The sequence below is a fragment of the Micromonospora sp. CP22 genome, from assembly GCF_009712475.1.
GTDB lineage: Bacteria > Actinomycetota > Actinomycetes > Mycobacteriales > Micromonosporaceae > Micromonospora.
Window position 1 is genome coordinate 440798 of record NZ_VCJO01000002.1, and the last position, 20949, is coordinate 461746.

Annotated in this window: 11 protein-coding genes; 9 read left to right on the top strand and 2 right to left on the bottom strand. The window is 72.9% G+C overall.

Annotated elements, in window-relative coordinates; translation table 11 throughout:
* Nucleotides 1–33: 33 nt before the first annotated feature.
* Both FF096_RS05355 and FF096_RS05360 read left to right on the top strand, forming a co-directional pair.
* Nucleotides 34–990 carry a ferritin-like domain-containing protein gene (locus FF096_RS05355; protein WP_230462280.1) on the top strand — a complete coding sequence of 319 codons (957 nt, stop codon included), beginning with the start codon at nt 34–36 and terminating at the stop codon, nt 988–990.
* A complete protein-coding gene (locus tag FF096_RS05360; RefSeq protein ID WP_309222726.1) occupies nt 987–2024 on the top strand; it encodes a methyltransferase in 1038 nt (345 codons plus the stop codon). Before FF096_RS05355 ends, FF096_RS05360 begins: the two co-directional genes overlap by 4 nt.
* On the opposite strand, the gene FF096_RS05365 is transcribed toward FF096_RS05360, so the two are convergent.
* Complete coding sequence (locus tag FF096_RS05365; protein ID WP_155215219.1) at nt 2011–3207, bottom strand: cytochrome P450; 1197 nt, start codon at nt 3205–3207, stop codon at nt 2011–2013. The genes FF096_RS05360 and FF096_RS05365 overlap by 14 nt on opposite strands.
* A gap of 135 nt (nt 3208–3342) precedes the next feature.
* Here FF096_RS05365 and FF096_RS05370 point away from each other — a divergent pair, with 135 nt between their 5' ends.
* Genes FF096_RS05370 through FF096_RS05390 form a run of 5 tightly spaced genes read left to right on the top strand, consistent with a single transcriptional unit; the run spans nt 3343 to nt 17986 of the window.
* Complete coding sequence (locus tag FF096_RS05370) at nt 3343–9849, top strand: non-ribosomal peptide synthetase (RefSeq protein WP_309222727.1); 6507 nt, start codon at nt 3343–3345, stop codon at nt 9847–9849.
* The gene (locus FF096_RS05375) at nt 9846–15032 is read left to right on the top strand and encodes a non-ribosomal peptide synthetase (RefSeq protein ID WP_155215220.1); all 5187 of its coding nucleotides are present in this window, start codon (nt 9846–9848) and stop codon (nt 15030–15032) included. Before FF096_RS05370 ends, FF096_RS05375 begins: the two co-directional genes overlap by 4 nt.
* Complete coding sequence (locus tag FF096_RS05380) at nt 15029–16114, top strand: NAD-dependent epimerase/dehydratase family protein (protein ID WP_155215221.1); 1086 nt, start codon at nt 15029–15031, stop codon at nt 16112–16114. The genes FF096_RS05375 and FF096_RS05380 overlap by 4 nt, the downstream gene beginning before the upstream one ends.
* Nucleotides 16111–17241: a Gfo/Idh/MocA family oxidoreductase gene (locus FF096_RS05385; protein ID WP_309222728.1), complete on the top strand. Its 1131-nt coding sequence runs from the start codon at nt 16111–16113 to the stop codon at nt 17239–17241. Before FF096_RS05380 ends, FF096_RS05385 begins: the two co-directional genes overlap by 4 nt.
* Nucleotides 17234–17986 (top strand): alpha/beta fold hydrolase, encoded by a 753-nt coding sequence (locus tag FF096_RS05390; protein ID WP_309222729.1) that lies wholly within the window; start codon nt 17234–17236, stop codon nt 17984–17986. Before FF096_RS05385 ends, FF096_RS05390 begins: the two co-directional genes overlap by 8 nt.
* Here FF096_RS05390 and FF096_RS05395 read toward each other — a convergent pair.
* Nucleotides 17920–19515 (bottom strand): AMP-binding protein, encoded by a 1596-nt coding sequence (locus tag FF096_RS05395; protein WP_309222730.1) that lies wholly within the window; start codon nt 19513–19515, stop codon nt 17920–17922. The genes FF096_RS05390 and FF096_RS05395 overlap by 67 nt on opposite strands.
* 78 nt (nt 19516–19593) lie before the next feature.
* Between FF096_RS05395 and FF096_RS05400 the strand changes: the two genes are divergently transcribed.
* A complete protein-coding gene (locus FF096_RS05400; RefSeq protein WP_155215223.1) occupies nt 19594–19788 on the top strand; it encodes a ferredoxin in 195 nt (64 codons plus the stop codon).
* Complete coding sequence (locus tag FF096_RS05405) at nt 19752–20948, top strand: steroid 3-ketoacyl-CoA thiolase (protein ID WP_309222731.1); 1197 nt, start codon at nt 19752–19754, stop codon at nt 20946–20948. Before FF096_RS05400 ends, FF096_RS05405 begins: the two co-directional genes overlap by 37 nt.
* Nucleotide 20949 lies beyond the last annotated feature (1 nt).

Here is a 20949-nt window from a genome sequence, read left to right on the forward strand (position 1 = left end):
CCTGCCGGCCCCGCCTCCGCTAGCGTCGCCAGGGTGTCCAGGCATTCTGTCTCGTCATCCATCGACACACATCTTGACTGGAACTACGCCGACCACCTCGGGTCGACCTTCCGCACGCTGTACGAACGGGGCATCCGGGCGCAGTGGAGCGCCGACGACGTCGACTGGAGCCTGACCGTGCCGTACGGGTCGCCGCTGCCCGACGACTCGGCCTTCGCGATGTCGGCGTTCCGCGCCTCACCGCTGGCCGATCGGGGCCGACCGATGTGGGACGCCTTCCGGTGGGAGCTGCAGGTGTGGATGGTCAGCCAGTTCCTGCACGGCGAGCAGGCGGCGATGGTGGTCGCCGGGCGGCTGGTCGGCAGCCTCCCCGACCTCGACAGCAAACTGTGCGCCGCGAGTCAGGCGATCGACGAGGCTCGGCACCTCGACGTCTTCTCCCGCTACCTGCGGGAGAAGGTGGACAACTCCTACCCGGTCTCACCGCCGCTGCGGGACCTGCTCGACGACGTACTCACCGAGTCGCGCTGGGATGTCACCGCACTCGGCATGCAGATCATGGTCGAGGCGGTCGCGATGGCCGCGTTCCGGCTGGCCGAGTCGACGTTCCACGACGAACTCATCAAGGATCTGACCCGTCGAGTCGGCCGTGACGAGGCCCGCCACGTCTCCTTCGGCGTGCTCTCGTTGGAAGGGCTCTATCAGCAACTCACCAGCGCCGAGCGGGCCGAACGGGAGGAACTGGTGCTGGACGCCGCCGAACTCATCCGGCGTCGGTTCCTGCTCGTCGACGTCTGGGAGCGGCTGGAGGTCGACCCTCGGGACGGTGCCGAGTTCGCCGCCACCGACCCGTTGATGGTCCGCTATCGACAGGCCATCTTCTCCCGGGTGTGCCGGGCGCTGCGGCAGGTCGACCTGCTCACCGACCGGGTCGTCCGAGGTCTGGAAGGGCTCGACCTGCTGCCGCCGCCCGGGGCGGTGACCCGGTGAGCGCCGACCGGATCCCCCTGGACCTGCCCGCCGTGGCGAAGCTCGCCGACCTGGCCGACTACGTGACTCCCCTGGCGCTGCGGGCGGTCGCCGAACTCGGCGTCGCCGACCACTTGGCTGACGGACCGCTGCCGGTCGACCAGCTCGCCGAGCGGCTCGGCGTGCACGCGCCGACGCTGCTGCGGACCCTGCGGGCACTGGCCGCGCGGGGCGTCTTCACCGAGGTCGAGCCGGAGACGTTCGGGCTCACCCCGTTGGCCCGCCCGCTGCGCGCCGAGCACCCGCTGTCGCTGCGCGACGCCTATCCGCTGCTGCCGGCGGACCTGCGGGCGTGGGCCTTCTTCGCGGAGACGCTGCGCACCGGTGAGCCCGGCTTTCCGCTCGCCCACGGCGTCGACTACTGGAGCTACCTCGCGGCCGAGCCGGAGCAGAGCGCGCGGACCGACCGCTGGATGCAGAGCGTCAACCGGCTGCACCTGCGCACCGTCCTGCCGGCCTACCCGTTCGCCCGGTTCGGCACCGTCGTCGACGTCGGTGGTGGCACCGGCGCGTTCCTCGCCGGACTGCTGGCCCGGAACCCGGCGATGCGCGGTGTCCTGGTCGACCTGCCACACGTCGTCGAGGCCGCCCCGGACGTGCTGGCCGCAGCCGACGTGGCCGACCGCTGCCGGATCGTTCCCGGCAGCTTCTTCGACCCGCTCCCGGTCGGGGCCGACGGCTACCTGCTCAAGACCGTGCTGCCCGGCTTCGACGACGAGGACACCGTGTCGATCCTGCGCCGGGTCCGCACCGCGATGCGCGACGACTCACTGCTGATCCTGATCGAGGCGGTGCTGCCCCCCGGCGACGTGTTCGACGTCGCCAAACTCTTCGACGTGCACACCCTGGTGCTGACGGGCGGATCCCACCGGTCGCCCGAGCACATGGAGCGGTTACTCGTCGAGGCCGGACTACGTCTGCTGCGGGTGATACCGACCGCGACCCTGTCCGTCCTGGAGGTGTCGCCGGCCGACCCCGGGGTCAGCCGGTCCTGACCCGCAACGGCAGCCGCGCGTAGCCCCGGAACGGGCTGCCCGGCTCACGTGCCGCCGCACCGGACGGCCGCAACAACTCGCCTCGGCGCGCCAGCCAGCCGAGGACCGCGGTGGCTTCCTCCCGCGCGAGGTACGCGCCGAGACACAGGTGGGCGCCACCGCCGAAGGCCACGTGCGGGTTCGGTCGGCGGGCGATGTCGAGCCGTCCCGGGTCGGCGAAGACCGCCTCGTCGTGGTTGGCGCTGCCGAGCATCAGCACCAGCACCCGCCCCGGACGGATGATCCGTCCGCCGAGTTCGATCGGCTCCCGGACGAACCGGGCGACGCCCTGGATCGGGCTGTCGTAGCGGAGGAACTCCTCGACCGCGGTCGGGACCAGCGTCGGATCCTGGTGCAGCTGCCGCTGCCGGGAATCGTCGCCCGCCAACGCGGCCAGCCCCGTCGCGATCAGGTGGACCGTCGTCTCGAAGCCGGCGAAGAACGAGAACACCGCGTTGTCGACTACTTCTTCGTGGGTCAACGCGTCGCCCTGGTCCTCGGCCGCCAACAGCTGGGACAGCAGATCGCCGTCGGGGTCGGCACGGCGGCCCGCCAGTCGGTCGGCCACGTAGCCCCGCAGCCAGGTGGCGGCGCTGTCGGCCCGGGGCCCGGCCTCCTGCGGCACGATCTGGTTGAAGGCGCGGCCCAGGTCGGTGGCGCGCTGCCGCAGCTCGTCGCCGGCCGCGACGGGCAGGTCCAGCAGGCGGCAGATGACCCGCACCGGCAGCGGGTAGGCCACCTCGGCCACCCCGTCGAACTCGCCCCGCGCCCAGGCCGCGCTGAGCAGTTCGTCGGCCAGCGCGGCGATGTCGGCCCGCATCCTGCGGACCACGGCCGGGGTCAGCGCCTTGCCGACCAGCCGGCGCAGCCGGGTGTGCGCGGGAGGGTCGCGGTAGAGCAGGATCCGCCGCAGCAGTTGGGTGGCCGCGCCACCGCCACCGGAGATCCGGTGGTAGTCGGCGGGGAACTCGCTGCCCAGCCGGGGATCGCGAAGCAGCGCGGTCACGTCGGCGTGGCGGGTCACCCCCCAGACACCCGGTCCGAAGCGGCACAGCGGCCCGGCCGCGCGCAGTTCGGCGTACGTCGGATAGGGGTCGTCGAGGATCTCCAGGGGATCGACCTTGGGTGGCAGGTTGGTCGGCATCGGCCCAGTCTCAGCGGACAGTCCATCCCGGCCAAGTGATGCTCTCCGTGGACCGCCGCCGTGTGGTCGATCCGCTCGACGGCACCCACCCCCTTTGATTAGCTAGCGCCCGTTCCGGTCATGCTGGGAGGCGCGGTGCAGAATCCCACCGACGCGAGCGCAATGACCCTCGCGGACGTCCGGCGCGATGTCGCCGACTTGCTCGGCTGCTCGCCGACACAGCTCGACGACGACAGCGATCTGCTGCATCTGGGGCTGGACTCGATCAGCGTGATGCGGCTGGCGGCAGGTTGGCAGGCTGCCGGGGTGCCGATCACCTACGGCGACCTGTTCCAGTGGCGCACTGTCCGGCAGTGGTGGGACCTGATGTCCGCGCTGCCCGGAACCGCCCCGCAGACCGCGCCACCACCGGTCGAGCCGGTCGACGCCACCGCCGCGTTCCCGCTCGCCACCATGCAACACGCCTACTGGGTCGGCCGCTCCGACGGCGTACCGCTGGGCGGGGTCGGTGCCCACTTCTGCAACGAGTTCGACGGCGCGGGCGTCGACCCCGACCGGCTGGAGGAGGCGGTCCGCGCGCTGATCCGTCGCCATCCGATGCTGCGGGCCACCTTCGCGGACGCCCAGCAGCGGGTGCTGCCCGACTCCGACTGGAAGCTGACCGTCCACGACCTGCGCGACCTGCCGCCGCAGCAGCGCGACGAGACGCTGCTGCGGGTACGCGACCACATGTCCCACCGCCGGATGCGGGTGGAGGTGGGCGAGGTGTTCGACGTGCAGCTCTCGCTGCTGCCCGACGGCCGCACCCGGGTCCACGTGCAGATCGAGATGCTGGTCGCCGACGCCCACAGCTTCCGGGTGCTCCTGGCCGACCTGGCCGCTCTCTACCTGGGCCGCGACGACCTGGCCCCGATCGGTCTGTCGTACGCCGAGTACCTGGCCTCGACCAGCGCCGAACAACCCCCGGCTGAGGACGTGGCCTACTGGCGTGGGCGGCAGGACACCCTGCCCGGCCCGCCGCAGCTACCACTGGCGGCCCCACCCGCCGCCGTCCACGGCCACCGCGTCGGCCGCCGGCACCGCAGTCTCGACCCGGCCACGGCGACGGCGGTACGCGAGACCGCGCACCGACACGGACTCACCCCGGCGGTCGCCTTCCTCAACGCCTTCGCCGACGTGCTCGCCGCGTTCAGCGCGGACGACCGGTTCGTGCTCGGCCTGCCGCGCTACGACCGCCGCCCGGTGCACCCGGACATCGGCGCGGTCGTCGGTGACTTCACCAACCTCGTCCTCCTCGAGGTGGACGTGGCCGTGGCGGAGACGTTCGCCGGTCGGGCCACCGCCCTCCAGGACCAACTGCGCCGCGACCTGTCCCACGGCGGCGTCAGCGGTGTCGAGGTGCTCCGCCAGCTGGCCCGGACCCGTGGCACCGAGGCGGTCGGTGCGCCCGTGGTGTTCACCAGCGCGCTCAGCCTCGGCGACCTCTTCGCGCCCGAGGTCCGCCACTGTTTCGGCACGCCGGGCTGGACGACATCGCAGACACCCCAGGTCTGGCTCGACTTCCAGGTCACCGAGCGCGAGGGTGGCCTGCTGCTGAACTGGGACGTGGTCGAGGAGCTGTTCCCATCCGGCCTGGTCGACGCGATGTTCGACGCCTACGAACGACTGGTCGACCGGCTCGTCACCGAGCAGGACTGGGACCGACCGCTGCCGGTGACGCTCGACCCGGCGGTGGTCGCCCGCCGGGCGGCGGTCAACGACACCGACGCCCCGGTGCGGCGACGGCGGCTGCCCGACGACTTCTTCACGTACGCCGAACGGCAACCCGACCGGGTGGCGCTCTGCGGCAGCGGCGGCCGATGGCACTACGGCGAATTGGCCCGGCGGGCCGACGCCCTGGCCGCGACGCTCACCGGTCGCGGCCTACGCGACGGCGACCGGGTGGCCGTCACCCTGCCGAAGGGCTTCTGGCAGGTGGCGGCGGTGCTCGCCGTGCTGCGGGCCGGCGGGGTGTACGTGCCGGTCGGACCGGACCAGCCGGCTCCGCGCCGGGCCGCCATCCTGGCTCGGGCGGGCGTACGGCTGACGATCACCGCCGACACCGACACCGAACCGGTGGTCGAGACGATCGCCCCGGCCGAGCCGAGCGCCGATGCCCCGGTGCCGCCATCCACCGACCCGGTGGCGTACGTGTTGTTCACCTCCGGATCGACCGGCGAACCCAAGGGCGTCGAGGTCGGTCACGCCGCCGCCCTCAACACCATCGACGACCTGACCCGCCGGTTCGCCATCGGGCCGGACGACCGGCTGATCTCCGTGTCGGCCCTCGACTTCGACCTGTCCGTGTTCGACATCTTCGGGGCGCTCGGCACCGGGGCGTCCCTCGCCGTCGTCGACGAGCAGGAGCGGCGCGACGTCACGGCCTGGTGGCGGCTCGTCACCACCTGGCAGGTCACCGTCTGGCAGTCCGTGCCGCTGCTGCTCGACACGTTCCTGACCACCGCCGCCGAACAGGGCGAACCGGTGCCGCTGCGGCTGGCCCTGGTCGGTGGGGACTGGGTGAGCCCCGCCCTGTCGACACGGCTCGCCCGGGTCGCGGCGGCGGCACGCCTCGTCGCGCTGGGCGGCACCACCGAGACCGCGATCCACTCCACGATCCAGGAGGTCCCACCCGTACCGCCGGCGCACTGGTCGGCGGTGCCCTACGGGCGACCGCTGGCCAACCAACGGCTACGGGTGGTCGACCGACGGGGTGCCGACCGCCCCGACTGGGTTCCGGGAGAGCTGTGGATCGGCGGCGCGTCGGTGGCGCACGGATACCGTGCCGACCCCGCCCTGACCGCCGATCGTTTCGTCGACCGGGACGGTCTGCGCTGGTACCGCACCGGTGACCTGGCCCGCTGGTGGCCGGACGGCACGGTGGAGTTCCTCGGCCGCGCCGACCACCAGATCAAACTTCGTGGCCACCGCATCGAGCCCGGCGAGATCGAAGCCGTGCTGCGGGCCTGCCCGGCCGTTGCCGACGCCGTCGTGGTGGCTGTCAGCACGGCGGCGCAGAAACGGTTGGCGGCGGCGGTGGTGCCGGCCGCCGACGATCCACGGACGGTGGACCCGCAGGCGCTGCAGGAATGGGTCCGGGACCGGCTGCCGAGCGTCATGACGCCCCAGTCGTTCACCGTGCTCGCCGAGTTGCCCTCGTCCGCCAACGGCAAGCTCGACCGTCGCCGGATCACCGACCTGCTCGCCTCCGCCCCGGTACGCCCGGCTCACCGCGACCCGGTGGGCGCGCGGGAGGAGCGGCTGGCGCAACTGTGGGCCGAGTTGATCGGGCTCGACGTCGTCGGCCGCGATGACAGCTTCTTCGCGATCGGCGGTGACAGCCTGGTCGCCACCCGGATGCTGGCCCGGTTGGCCGCCGACGGCTTCGGCGGTGCCGAACTGAGCCGCCTGTACGCCACACCGGTGCTCGCGGAATTCGCCGCCGGCCTCTCCGACCTACCGGCCGGTCACTGCGAGGTGGCCCCGGTGGTGCCCGATCCGGCGCACCGCCACGACCCGTTCCCCGCCACCGACGTGCAACGGGCCTACTGGTTGGGCCGCCGTGACGACTTCGCGCTCGGCGGGGTCGGCTCGCACTGGTACTGGGAGTTCGACGGCAAGGGTGTCGACATCGGACGGTTGGAGGCGGCCATCGGTCGGCTCGTCGAACGGCACGACATGTTGCGGGCGATCTTCGACGAGGACGGGCGGCAACGCGTACTGGCCCGGGTGCCGGCCTTCCGGATCGGCGTCACCTGGGCCGACGCCGACGCCGTCACCCGGATGCGGGGCACGCTCTCCGAGCGGGTTCCCGACCCGCACCGGTGGCCGCTGCTTGAGGTCCGCGCAGTGTGTTACGGCGGCGATCGCACGGCCATCGGGTTCAGCTTCGACTACATCGTGCTGGACGCGCTGAGCATCGTGCGGTTCTTCGCCGAACTGTCGGCGCTCTACCGCGACCCGACCGCCGAACTCCCACCGGTCGACATCACCTTCCGCGACTACGTCACCCAGGCCGCCCCGGCCCCGCAGGTACGCGCCGCCGCCGAAGCCTGGTGGCACGAGCGGATGGCCGAGCTACCCCCGCCACCGGCGCTGCCGCTGGCCCGCGATCCGGACACCGTGCGACGACCCCGGTTCCGTCGGCGGGAGGCGCGGCTGACCCCCGGGCAGTGGCAGGCCCTGCGGGACCGGGCCCGGCAGGCCGGGGTCACCCCCGCCGGGGTGTTGCTGGCCGCGTACGCAGAGGTGCTCGGACGCTGGTCGGGCAGTACCGAACTCACCCTCAACGTCACCATGTTCAACCGGCGGGACGTGCACCCACACGTCGACCGGGTCCTCGGCGACTTCACGTCGCTGGCCCTCGTACCGGCTCGGCTCGCACCCGGCACGGCGTGGACGGCGACGGTCCGCCAGGTGCAGCAGGCGATGTGGGAGAGCGTCGAGCACGGCGCGGTGTCGGCTCTGTGGGTGCTGCGCGAGCGGCAACGCCGGGACCGCGACGCCGGTTCGACCATGCCGGTGGTGTTCACCAGCGCCCTCGGCGTGGCGGACGAGCTGACCGAGCTGCGGTTCCCGTTCGGCGAGTTGGTGCACGGTCTGTCCCAGACCCCGCAGGTGTGGCTCGACAACCAGGTGATGGAGCGCGACGGCGGGCTCGTGTTGACCTGGGACGGGGTGGACGAGCTGTTCCCCGAGGGGCTGCTCGATGATGCCTTCGACGCCTATCGCCAACTGCTGGAGTGGCTCGCCGACGCGTCGTGGGAGCAGCCCGCACCCGACCTCCTACCGGCGGCGCAGCGACGGGTCCGCGACGCGATCAACGACACCGTCGGCCCGCTACCCGAGGGCAGCCTGCTCGACGGGTTCCTCGCCCAGGCGGCCCGTCGGCCGCACGCGCCGGCCCTGGCCTGGGGCACCGACGACGGCGGTCTGAGCTACGGCGACCTGGCCGACTCGGTGTTGCGGGTCGCCCGCCTACTGCGCGACGCCGCAGTGGTGACCGGTGACCGGGTGGCGGTGAGCCTGCCCCGTGGACCTGCTCAGGTGGTGGCCGTTTTGGGGGTACTGGCCGCCGGTGCGAGCTACCTTCCGCTCGGCGTCGACCAGCCCGCCGACCGCCGGGACCGGATCCTGCGCGCCGCAGGCGTTCGGCTGGTCATCGGGTTGCCCGGCGCGACCGAGGTCGTCCCGGTGGTCACCCTCGACCTGGCGGCCGACCCGCTGCCCGCCGCCGTGCCGGTCGCACCGGACGCGCTGGCGTACACCATCTTCACCTCGGGCTCGACCGGCACGCCGAAGGGCGTGGACATCACCCACCGGGCCGCGTTGAACACCATCGCCGACATCAACCGCCGGTTCGCGGTCGGTCCCGACGACCGGGTGCTCGCGGTGTCCGCCCTCGACTTCGACCTGTCGGTCTACGACCTGTTCGGCGTCCTCGGCGCGGGCGGCACGGTGGTGCTGGTGGCCGAGGAGGAGCGGCAGGAACCCCGACGGTGGGCGGCGCTGGTCGCGGCCAGAGGAGTGACCGTCTGGAACTCCGCGCCAGCCCTGCTGGACATGCTGTTGACCGCAGCCGACCCCGGTGAGTTGCGGACCCTGCGGCTGGGCCTGGCGTCCGGTGACTGGATCTCCCTGGACCTGCCGGGCCGGTTCGTCGCCGCAGCCGCGTCCGGGGCTCGGTTCGTCTCGCTCGGCGGTGCCACCGAGGCGGCGATCTGGTCGAACCTCCACGAGGTCAGCACCGTCGAGGACGGCTGGCGTTCGATCCCGTACGGCAGGCCGCTGCGCAACCAACGGTTCCGGGTGGTGGATCCGCGTGGCCTCGACTGCCCCGACTGGGTGGCCGGCGAGCTGCACATCGGTGGGGTCGGCCTGGCGCTCGGCTATCGCGGTGCACCGGAGCTGACCGCGGCGTCCTTCGTCGACGGTCCGGGCGGTCGCTGGTATCGCACCGGCGACCTGGGCCGCTACTGGCCGGACGGCACGCTCGAACTACTCGGCCGGACCGATCTCCAGGTGAAGATCGGCGGCTACCGGGTGGAGTTGGGCGAGGTCGAGGCGATGACGGTACGGCAGCCGTCAGTCACCGGCGCGGTGGCGCTCGCGGTGCCGGCCGCGCGGGGCCGTCGGCTCGTCCTGGCCGTGCAGGTGGAGCCGGGTCACCACGCACAGCCCGACGAGATCCGTCGTCAGCTCGCCGCGCGACTGCCCGCGTACATGGTTCCGGAGCTGATCGTGACGGTGGACCGCTTCCCGGTCACCGCGAACGGCAAGGTCGATCGGGGCCGCGTGGCCCGGCTCTTCGACGCGCCGTCGACCGACGGTGACGAGCCACCCGACGGTCCGGCGGAGAACCTGCTGGCTGCGGCGTGGACCCGGCTGCTGGACATCCCGTGCGTCGGCCGCCGACACAACTTCCTCGAACTCGGTGGTGACAGCCTGCTGGCCACCCGGCTGGTCGATCTGCTGCGCCGCGAACACGGCGTCGAGCTGACGCTACGCGATGTGCTGGCCGCGCCGACGCTGGCGGAGATGGCGGCCGTCGTGGACCAGCAGTCGAGGCTGACCAGCGGACCGGTGGACGAGGGGGTGCTGTGAACACTACGGCGGCGCGGCTGGTGCGATCCTTGGCCGAGCAGGGCGTACGGCTCTGGGTCGACGACGGGCAGCTACGGTTCCGGGCACCACAGGGTGTACTCGACGACAACGCGCGTGACGCGGTCCGGGCCGTACGCGAGGAGATCATCGCGTACCTGGAGCAGGGCACCCCCGAGGTCGTGGCCGACCCGGACGCCCGACACGAGCCGTTCCCGGTCACCGACGTCCAGTCGGCCTACCTGCTCGGCCGGACCGGCACGTTCGCCTACGGCGGGGTGGCCTGCCACGGCTACGGCGAGCTGACCTACCCGGGTGTCGACGAGGCACGCATGGTCCGCGCCTGGCAGGAGGTCGTACGCCGGCACGACATGCTCCGCGCCGTCGTCGACCTGGCCGGCACCCAGCGGGTGCTGCCCGATCCGCCACCGCTACCGGTCACCGTCTGCGATCTGCGCGGCAAGCCGGTCGAGGAGTACCAGGCCGCCGTGCGGCGCAACCGCGCCGAACTGGACCACCGGGTAGCCGATCCGACCCGGTGGCCGCTGGTGGAGGTACGCCTCACCCTGCACGACGAGACCGCGGTCGTGCATGCCTCGATCGACTTCCTGGTCGCCGACTTCGTCAGTGTGCAGGTGATCCTCGACGAGGTACACCGGCTCTACCTGGAGCCCGACGCGGAGCTGCCCCGGCTGGAGCTGACCTTCCGCGACTATCTGGCGGCCGAACGTCGCTGGCGGGAGGCGCACCACGAGGCGGCCCGCCGCTACTGGCTCGACCGGCTGCCCGACCTGCCTCCGGCACCGGCGTTGCCCGTGCTCCCGTCGCCTCCCGAGCCCCGGTTCCGGCGGCGGGCCGCCGTCGTGTCGCCGGAGAACTGGGACCGGCTGCGTGACCAGGCACGCCGCCACGGGGTGAGCGCGTCCACCGCGGTGCTCACCGCGTACCAGGAGGTCATCGCGGCGTGGAGCGGTAATCCCGCCTTCACCATCAACGTCACCCTGCTCAACCGGCTGCCCCTGCATCCGCAGGTGTCGCAACTCGTCGGCGACTTCACCTCGGTCTCACTGCTGGCCCGCGACGGCACCGGGGCCACCTTCGCCGACCGTGCCCGCGAGACGCAGCTACGGCTGTGGCAGGACATCGACCACCGCGCGTTCAGCGGCGTCGAGGTGATGCGTGAGATCACCCGACGCAGCGGTGCCGGGGCCGCCATCTTCCCGATCGTGTTCACCAGCGCGATCGGGCTGGACACGCCCACCCCGGTGGACGCGCCGACCCTCGGCCACGGCATCAGTCAGACCCCGCAGGTCTGGATCGACTGCCAGAACATCGAGCGCGACGGCGGGCTCTCCACCACCTGGGACGCCCGCGAGGGAGTGCTTCCCGACGCCCTGCTCGACGACGCCTTCGCCGCCTACGAGGACCTGTTGGCCCGGCTCGCCGACGGTTCGGCCTGGTCGGCCGCGTACCCGGTCGGGCTGCCGGAAGCCCAGGCCCGGCGCCGGGCCACGGTCAACGACACGGCCGGGCCGGTGCCCGCCGGTCTGTTGCACGACGGCGTCGTCGCGCAGGCCACCCGGCACCCCGACCGACCGGCCGTGATCGACGCCGACCGCACCATGAGCTACGGCGAGTTGCTGGTGCACGCCAACGGTGTCGCCGACGCGCTGCTCAAGACCGGCTGCCGCCCGGGTGAGCTGGTCGGCATCACCCTCGACCGCAGCTGTCACCAGCTCGTCGCCGTGCTGGGAACGCTGCTGGCCGGCGCGGTGTACGTGCCCGTCGACCCGGCCCATCCGCCCCGTCGCCGGGCCGAGATCATCGAACGCGCCGGCATCCGGCTCGTTCTCACCGACCCCGGGTACGCGACCGGCCCGGGGACGACCTCGATCGTCGTGGCCACCTGTCCGCCCGCCGCCCGGCCGCCGGAGATCCCGCCCGTGGACCCCGACGGGCTCGCCTACGTCATCCACACCTCCGGCTCGACCGGCGTGCCCAAGGGCGTCATGATCAGCCATCGGGCCGCCCTCAACACCGTCGCCGACGTCAACGTCCGCTTCGATGTCGGACCCGACGACCGGATCCTCGGCCTCTCCCAGCTCGGTTTCGACCTGTCGGTCTACGACATGTTCGGCCCGCTCAGCCATGGTGGCTGCCTGGTCGTGCCGGCCACCGACCGGCGCAACGATCCGTCGCACCTCGCCGCGCTGGTCGTGGCCCACGGCGTGACGATCTGGAACTCCGTCCCGGCCCAGATGCAGCTGCTCGTCGACTACCTGACCGCGACGCCCACCCCCGGTCTCGACGCCCTCCGGCTGGTGCTGCTCTCCGGCGACTGGATCCCGGTGCCGCTGCCGGACGCGGTCCGTCGGCACCTACCGGCGGCCCGCGTGGTGAGCCTCGGCGGCGCCACCGAGGCGGCGATCTGGTCGATCTTCCACCCGATCGACCAGGTGGACCCGGACTGGCCGAGCATCCCCTACGGGCGGCCGTTGACCAACCAGTCGTTCCACGTCCTCGACCAGGCCATGCGCCCCCGTCCCGATCTCGTGGTGGGCGAACTCTTCATCGGCGGCGTCGGCCTGGCCGACGGGTATCTCGGCGACGCCGACCGCACCGCCGAACGTTTCCCGATCCACCCGGAGACCGGGCAGCGGCTCTACCGCACCGGCGACCTGGGCAGGTACCTACCGAACGGCGACATCGAGTTCCTCGGCCGCGAGGACCACCAGGTCAAGATCCGTGGGTACCGGATCGAACCGGCCGAGGTGGACGCCGCGCTGGTCACCCATCCAGCCGTCGGCCGCGCCGTGACGATCGCCGTCGGCGAACCACCCCTCGGGCGTCGGCTGGTGTCCTTCGTCGAACCGGCCCACCAACCGGGCCGCCCGCCGACCGACCGTGCCGCCGCCGAGGCACCGGTCGCCGCCAGCGCCCGCGACGCCGGTGCCGAGGCGCTGCCCGGGGTGGACCTCGGGGCGTACCGCCGGTTCACCTCGGCGCTCGACCGGGCGGCGCTGCCCGGGATGGTGCTGGCACTGCGGCGGCTCGGGCTGTTCGGGGCCCCGGACGCGGTGCACACACCCGACGAGATCGCCGCGGTGGCCGGCCCCCGACGCCGTCTGGTCCGTCGCTGGCTACGGGCGCTCACCGCCGAGGGCTACCTCGCGTCCACCGGCACCGGCCTACGGCTCGACCGGCCGGTCGAGCAGTCCGATGTGGACGCCGCCTGGCAGGAGGTCGATCGGCTCACCGCCCCGGAGGACGCCAGCCTGGTCGGCTACTTCCGGGCCAGCCTGGACCGGCTGCCGGACCTGCTCCTCGACCACGCCGGAGCACGTGACCTGCTCTTCCCGGAGGGGTCGATCGACATCTCCCGCAGGCTCTACGAGGACGCGCCGTTCAACAGGTGGGCCAATGCCGCCGCAGCCGGTGCGGTACGCCGTATCGCGGCGGACCGGCCGACCGGCTCGCCGCTGCGGGTGCTGGAGGTTGGTGCCGGTGCCGGCGGCACCACGGCGGCGATCCTCGCCGCCCTCGACGGGATCGAGGTCGACTACCTGTGCACCGACCTGTCCCCGTTCTTCCTCGCGCACAGCCGGGAACGGTTCGCCGAACAAGCCGGGATGCGCTGGGCCACCCTCGACCTCAACCTCCCGGCCCGCGACCAGGGGCTGTCGCCCAACACCTTCGACCTCGTCATCGCCGGTGACGTCCTGCACGCGTGCACCGACGTGGACCGCACCCTGCGCAGCCTGGCCGAGCTGGTCGTACCCGGCGGCTGGCTGGTGGCGCTGGAGATGACCCGCGACCACTACCAGATCATGACCTCGCTCGAACTCCTGCTCTCCCCCGACAGGGCGGCCGGCGAGTTCACCGACGTACGCGCCGACACCGGCGACACCTTCCTCGATCCGGCGACGTGGCTCGGCGTACTGGCGGGAGCCGGTGGCACGAGCACGGTCAGTCTGCCCGACGGCGACGAACCCGCCGGCACCCTCGGCATGGGACTGTTCGCCACGCGGTTCAAGGAGAACCGGGCCGCCGTCACCCCCGACGAGTTGACCGCGCACCTGGCCGAGCGGCTTCCGGCCTACCTGCTGCCGTCCGCGTTCCAGGTGCTCGACACGCTGCCGCTGACCGACAACGCAAAGATCGACCGGGCGGCGCTGCGAGACCTGGCACCGAGACCCGCCATTGAGGGCGCGCAGACCGACACCACCGGGATCTCCGCCGCCGCACCCGGCAGCGACCTGGAACGCCGGCTCGCCGCCATCTGGGCCACCGCGCTCGGGCTCTCCACCGTCGAGCCGACCGCGAACCTGTTCGCGCTCGGCGGTGACTCCCTCATCTCGGCCCGGATCGCCAGTCAGGTGCAGGCCGAGATTCCGGAAGCCGAAGGTCTCTACTTCGACGAGTTGCTGCGCGAACTGCTGGAGCATCCGACCGTACGGGAACTGGCCCGGTGGATCGGCGCCGACCGGACCGTCTCGACCGCCCCGGCGGCCGGTGACGAACCGGTGACCGGTGAGGGCTCCCCGGTGGTGCCGTTGCGGAGCCGGACGGACGACGGTCCGACGCTGACCGTGGTGCACGACTGTGCCGGCTCCCTGGCCCTGTGGCAGACCTTCGCGGCAGCCGCCGACGGGGCGTTCGTGCAGGGTGTGGACGCCTCGACGGTGCGTGCCCTCGGCACCGGCCTCGACCTGGACCGCCTCGCCGCCGAGCTGGCCCGAGCGGTCAGCGCCGCCGACCCGGGACCGGTACGGCTGGTCGGTTACGGGTACACGGCGCTGCTGGCCATGGAGATCGGCCGGGCGCTGGCCGACAGCGGCGTCGTGGTCGACCAGCTGGTGATCGTCGGCGGCCGCCCCGCCCACGGGTCGCTGGATCCGGAGGCGATGCGGGCCGAGTTCGTCGAGGAGACCGGCCGGGAACCGTCGCCCGACGAGCTGTCCACCTTCACCGCGCTGCACACCGTCCTCGCCGCCCACCGACCCACCCTCTACGCCGGGGACGTCACGCTCGTCCGCCCGGTCGACGACGAGGACACCGACGAGTTCTGGGCGGACCTGTGTCTCGACCCCGCGCAGGTCGTCACGGTGGCGTCGCCCCGCCATCGCCTCCCGGCCGCGCCGGAGACCCTCGCGGCGGCCCTGTCCGACGGCGGGACGCGAACGTGATCGGCGGCCGGCGCACCACCCCGGACGGCGGTGTCATCGCCGTCGTCGGCGCCTCGGGGGCGGTCGGCCGTGCCACCGCTCGTCACCTGGCCGCCAGCGGCGGCGGACCACTGCGCCTGGGTGCACGTCGACCGGCGGAGAACGGCACCCCGGTGACCCGGCTCGACGTCGACGACACGGCAGCCCTGCACGACTTCTGCTCCGGTGCCGCCGTGGTCGCCAACTGCGCCGGGCCGTCGACGGTGGTCGGCGACCGGGTCGCCCGGGTCGCGCTCGCGGTCGGCGCGCACTACGTCGACCCGGCCGGCGACGACCGGCTGGCCGACCTGATCACGCCCCTGACCGCCGGCACTGACCGGTGCGCCGTGCTCTCCGCCGGCATGATGCCCGGACTCAGTGGTGTCCTGCCGCGCTACCTGATCGCCACCACGCCGACGCCGGTACACCGGCTGACCGGCCACGTGGGCGGCCGGGACCACTTCAGCCCGGCCGGTGCCGCCGACTACCTGCGGGCCGAGGAGTTCGGCACCGCGCACGTCGAGTGGCACGCCGGTCGCCTGGTGCCGTCGGCACCCACCGGCCGGGCGGTCACCGTGCCGTTCTTCCCCGAACCCGTGCTGTCGATGCCCTTCCTCAGCACCGAGGCCGCCCGCATCGCCGCCGCCGCCGGACTGACCGAGGTGCGCTGGCACTCGGCCTTCGTCGACGGTCAGGTGGCGGCACTGCTGCGCGGAGCCGCGTCACCCGAGCGCCCCACCGGCGAGGCGCTGCGTCGGGCCGCCCGGCTCGACCTGTTCGGCCGCACTCCGTACCAGGTGATCGTGGTCGAGGTCGGCGGGGCGGACGGGTCGGCACGGTCGGTGGCGCTGTGGGGGCGGGGGGCGAGCGAGCTGACCGGAGCGATGGTCGCCCACTGCGCCATCCTGCTGCGTGACGAGGGCGGGCCGCCCGGCACCCACCACGCCGCCGATCTGCTCGATCCGGTCACCACCGTCACCGCGCTCCGACAGGCCGACGCGGTCACCCGGATCGTCGAGGTCGACAGCACCGACGGTCTCCACTGGCGGGAGGGAACATTGTGACCGGTGACAGTCGTACCCCCGTGGTCGTGGCCGGCACCCGGTTCGGGCAGGTCTACCTGGAGGCGTTCCGGGCCACCGACGCGCCGATCAGGCTGGCCGGCGTGCTGGCCCGGGGCAGTGAGCGGTCCCAGGCGTGCGCCGCGCGCTACGGTGTCCCGCTCTACCGCGACCCCGACGAGCTGCCCGACGACGTCCGCATCGCCTGCGTGGTGATCCGGGGCGGGCTGCTGGGCGGCCCCGGCACCGAACTCGCCAACCGGCTCATGGCGCGCGGAGTGCACGTCCTACAGGAACACCCGCTGCACCATGACGAGTTGGCCGACTGCCTGCGGACCGCCCGGCGACACGGGGTCATCTACCGGCTCAACCCGTTCTACCGGCACATGCCCCCGGTCCGGCGGTTCGTCGGCGCGGTCCGCGAACTGCTCCGGCGGCAGCGCCCCCGCTACGTCGACGCGGCCTGCGGTTTCCAACTCGCCTACTCGCTGTTCGACATCCTCGGGCTGGCCCTGTCCGGCCTACGCCCCTGGTCCTTCGACCCACCAGCGGTGCCCGGGGCGTCGGTCCGGCCCGATCGGACGCCACCGTTCCGCACGCTGGAGGGGGTGCTCGCCGGCGTACCCACGACGATCCGCATTCAGAACGAGCTGGATCCCGCCGATCCGGACAACTACGCCCACCTGCTGCACCGGGTCACCATCGGCACCGACGCGGGCAACCTCACGCTCGTCGGCACCCACGGCCCGGTCGTCTGGTCAGCCCGGCCGGTCTTCCCCCGTACCGTGGCCGACCCGGGCGCGTCCGCCCACTTCGACCAGGCGGTCGACGTCCGGGCCGCACCCAGCACGGTCGTGCTCGGACCGGACACCTCGGCCTCCTACGAGGAACTGTTCGCCACCATGTGGCCGGCCGGTGTCGCCGCCGCCGTCGACCAGCTGCGACGCGACATCCCCGGTGGTCCGGCCCGGGCCGACGGTCAGTACCAACTCACCCTGTGCCAGCTCTGGCAGGACGTCAGCGCGCTGCTCGGGCCGCCGGAACTGATCACCGGTGGTGAGCTGGACCCGCTGGGCGCGGCCGACGTCGCCGCGCTGGCGCAGGCCGGGAAGGCCGCAGCCGGTGAGTAACCTCGTCGACCAGTGGTTGCGGTGCTTCCACCCCCGCCCCACCGCCCGGGTACGCCTGGTCTGCCTGCCACACGCCAGCGGGAACGCGCTGTTCTACCGCGACTGGGGTGCCCTGCTGCCCGACGGTGTCGAGACCTGGGCAGTGCAATACCCGGGCCGGTTGGATCGCCTGTCGGAGCCCTGCGTCACCGACATGGACGAGTTGGCCGACCGGGTGACCGAGGCCCTGATGCCGCTGACCCGGAACACGGGCGTGGCGCTGTTCGGGCACAGCATGGGTGCCGCGGTCGCCTACGAGGTGACCCGCCGCCTGGAGCACCGGCGTGGCCTCGCCGTACGGCACCTGTTCGTCTCCGCTCACCCGTCGCCCGCCCGGCACCATGGCGGCGATCTGCACCTGGGCTCCGACGACGCGCTCTGGGACGAGCTGCGCCGACAGGACGCCACCAGCGCGGAAACCCTGGACCATCCCCAGCTGCGGTCCCTGATCATGCCGGCGCTGCGCGGCGACTACCAGTTGATCGAAGCCTGGCGGCCGGCGCCCGCTCCCCCGCTGTCCTGCCCGGTCACCGCCCTCGGCGGGCACGACGACCCGGATGTCGATCCGGCCGATCTGGCGGACTGGGCGCGCTTCACCACCGGCCGGTACCGGCAGCTGGTGCGGCCGGGCGGCCACTTCTATCTCGTCGACGAACTCGACGCCGTGGTCTCGGCGCTCGAACTCGGGCTCGGCGTCAGCGGCTGAACCGGGCCCAACCGGTCGTCGAGGAACGCCTCCCACATCGCCCTTCGACGCGGCTTCCCGCTGGTGGTGCGGGCGATGCCTCCGGCGGTGGCGGTCACCCCCACCAGGTCTGCGCCGACGAACCGGCCGGTCAGCGCCGCGGCGGACCGCTGCCACCAGCCGGGCTGCGGACGTTCCAGCACGACGACCACGGTCGGTCGGCCGCCCCGGCTACCGGCCAGCACGGCCACCCGCCCCAGCGGAATGTCACCGTCGGCGGCGATCGCGGTCTCCACGTCGGCGGCGAAGACGAAACGGCCGTGGACCTTCACCCCGTCGCCGAGCCGACCGACCAGGAACAGCTCCCCGTCGAGGAGGAAACCGGCGTCGCCGGTGTGGACCGGGTTCGACCCGACGCCGGTACCACCGACCACGATCTCGCCGACCCGTCCCGGTGCCACCGGCTGCCCGGCAGCGTCGCGTACCGACACGGTGACCCCGGCCAGCGGCGTGCCGCACCCCACCACCTCACCATCGGAGGGCGAGGTCACCGCGCGCCAGGGCGCGCCCGACGGCACCCCGGTGACCGCCAGGGTCGCCTCCGCCAGGCCGTACGCCGGTCGCAGCGCGGTCGGGCGCAGACCGAACGGTCCGAGCAACTCCGCGAACCGGCGCAGGGTGGCCGGCGGGATCCGTTCCGCGCCCACGATGACCGAGCGCCAGGCGCCGAAGTCGAGGCCGACGAGGCTCTCCGGGCCTACCCGTCGGGTCACGTAGTCGAGGCCGAACGCCGGCATCGCGGTCAGCCGGGCCCCGTGCCGCCCGAAACACTCCAGGTAGCGCAGTGGATGGCGGAGGAACTCGACGGTCGGCATCGACCACAGGTCACCACCGACCGTCACCGGCAGCAGCAGGCATCCGACCAGCCCCATGTCGTGGTGCACGGGCAGCCATGACGCGGTCGGATCGGCCGGTGTCATGCCCAGCCAGCGGGCGATCGCGCCGAGGTTGGCGGTCAACGAGCCGGTGGCGACCCGTACGCCAAGGGCGGGACCGGTGGTGCCCGAGGTGAACTGGACGATCGCCACGTCCGGCAGCGGCCGACCCGGCTCGCGATCGGCGTCGGGGGCCGCGCCGAGGAGCGCGTCCACCGGGGCGGCGTCGACGCCCCGCACGGCCGCCAGTTCACCCGCGCGGACGGCGGCCTCGTCGTGCACCACCAGGATCGGCGTCGACCAGCCGAGCATCCGGTCGACGTGCGCGTCGTAGCGGTCGGCGCTGGCGAAGGCCGCAGGCGGCGGTAGCGGGGCCGGTGTCGCCCCGGCGAGCAGCGCGCCGAAGAACATGGCGACGAACCGTGGGCCGCCCGCCAGCCCGAGCGCCACCACGTCACCGGGACGCACTCCGGCGGCGACCAGTGCACCGGCCGACCGGCGGGTCAGCGCGGCGAGGGCGTCGTAGGGCCACTCGTCCCACCCCTCGGCGGTCGCGAACCGCACCCACCCGCCGGGGCGGGGGCGTCGCGTCCAGGCCAGCAAGTCGATGTCCACAGCCCGCCCCACCTCGGTGTACGCCTCCACTGTCGAGCACACTAGGCGGCCCCGGAGGGCGCGGGTAGCGTGCGGAGAATGCGGGTTCGGGTAGACACCGATCAGTGCGACAGCACCGGTCTGTGCGCGCAGATCGCACCGGAGATCTTCGCCCTCGACGCCGACGACGTCCTCGTCGTACGGACACCGACGCTTGACCCACCGCAGCTACCGGCAGCGGAGGAGGCCGTGCGGGCGTGCCCGAAGCTGGCGATCGAACTGGTGGAGCGGTGACGTCGGTCAGCGGCCGTGAGCCGGTGATCGTCGCCGCCGCCCGCACCCCGATCGGTCGTCGGGACGGCTGGCTGTCCGGCCTCAAGGCGGTCGAGCTGCTGCGGATCGTGCAGCGCGAGGTCCTCGACCGGGCCGGTGTCCAGCCGGACGAGGTCGACCAGGTCGTCGGTGGCTGTGTGACACAGATCGGCGAGCAGAGCCTCAACGTCACCCGCAACGCCTGGCTGAGCACCGGTTTCAGCCCGGCGGTCGGGTGCACCACTGTGGACGTGTCGTGCGGTTCCGCGCAGCAGGCCAACCATCTCGTCGCGGCTCTGATCGCGGCGGGTGCGATCGACGTCGGCATCGCCTGCGGGGTGGAGTCGATGAGCCGGGTGCCGATCGGCAGCAACCTGCACCTCGGGCCCGGCCACTACAAGACCCGCGACTATCCCTGGGACGACCCACCGCACGCGCAGTTCGGCGGGGCCGAACGTATCGCGCGGCGGCAGGGGCTGAGCCGGGCCGAACTCGACGCGTACGGAGTGCGGTCGCAGGAACGAGCCGCCGCCGCGTGGGACGCCGGTCGGTTCGACGCCGAGCTGGTCGCCGTCGACGCTCCGACCGCCGACGGCACCCGCCGCGTCGACCGTGACGAGGGGCTGCGGGCCACCACCCCGGCCGGGCTGGCAGCGCTGCGCCCGGTCGTCGACGACGGGCTGCACACCGCCGGCACCATCTCCCAGCTCTCCGACGGCGCGGCGGCGATCCTGTGGATGTCGGCGGAGCGGGCCCGCGCGTACGGCCTGACCCCTCGGGCGCGGTTGGCGCAGCAGGTGGTGACCGGCGCCGACCCCTACTTCCTCCTCGACGGACCGGTGGCCGCCACCACCAGGCTGCTCGACCGGGCCGGTGCCCGGCCGGACGACATCGACCTGTTCGAGGTGAACGAGGCGTTCTCCGCCGTGGTGCTCAACTGGCTGTCCGCCTTCCCCGTCGATCCGGGGCGGGTCAACGTCAACGGCGGTGCCATCGCGCTCGGTCATCCCCTCGGGGCCAGCGGCACCCGCCTGCTGGTCACCGCGCTGCACGAGCTGGAACGCCGGGACGCCGCCACGGCCCTGGTGACGATGTGCTGCGGTGGCTCCCTCGGCACCGCGAGCCTGCTCGAACGGGTCTGAC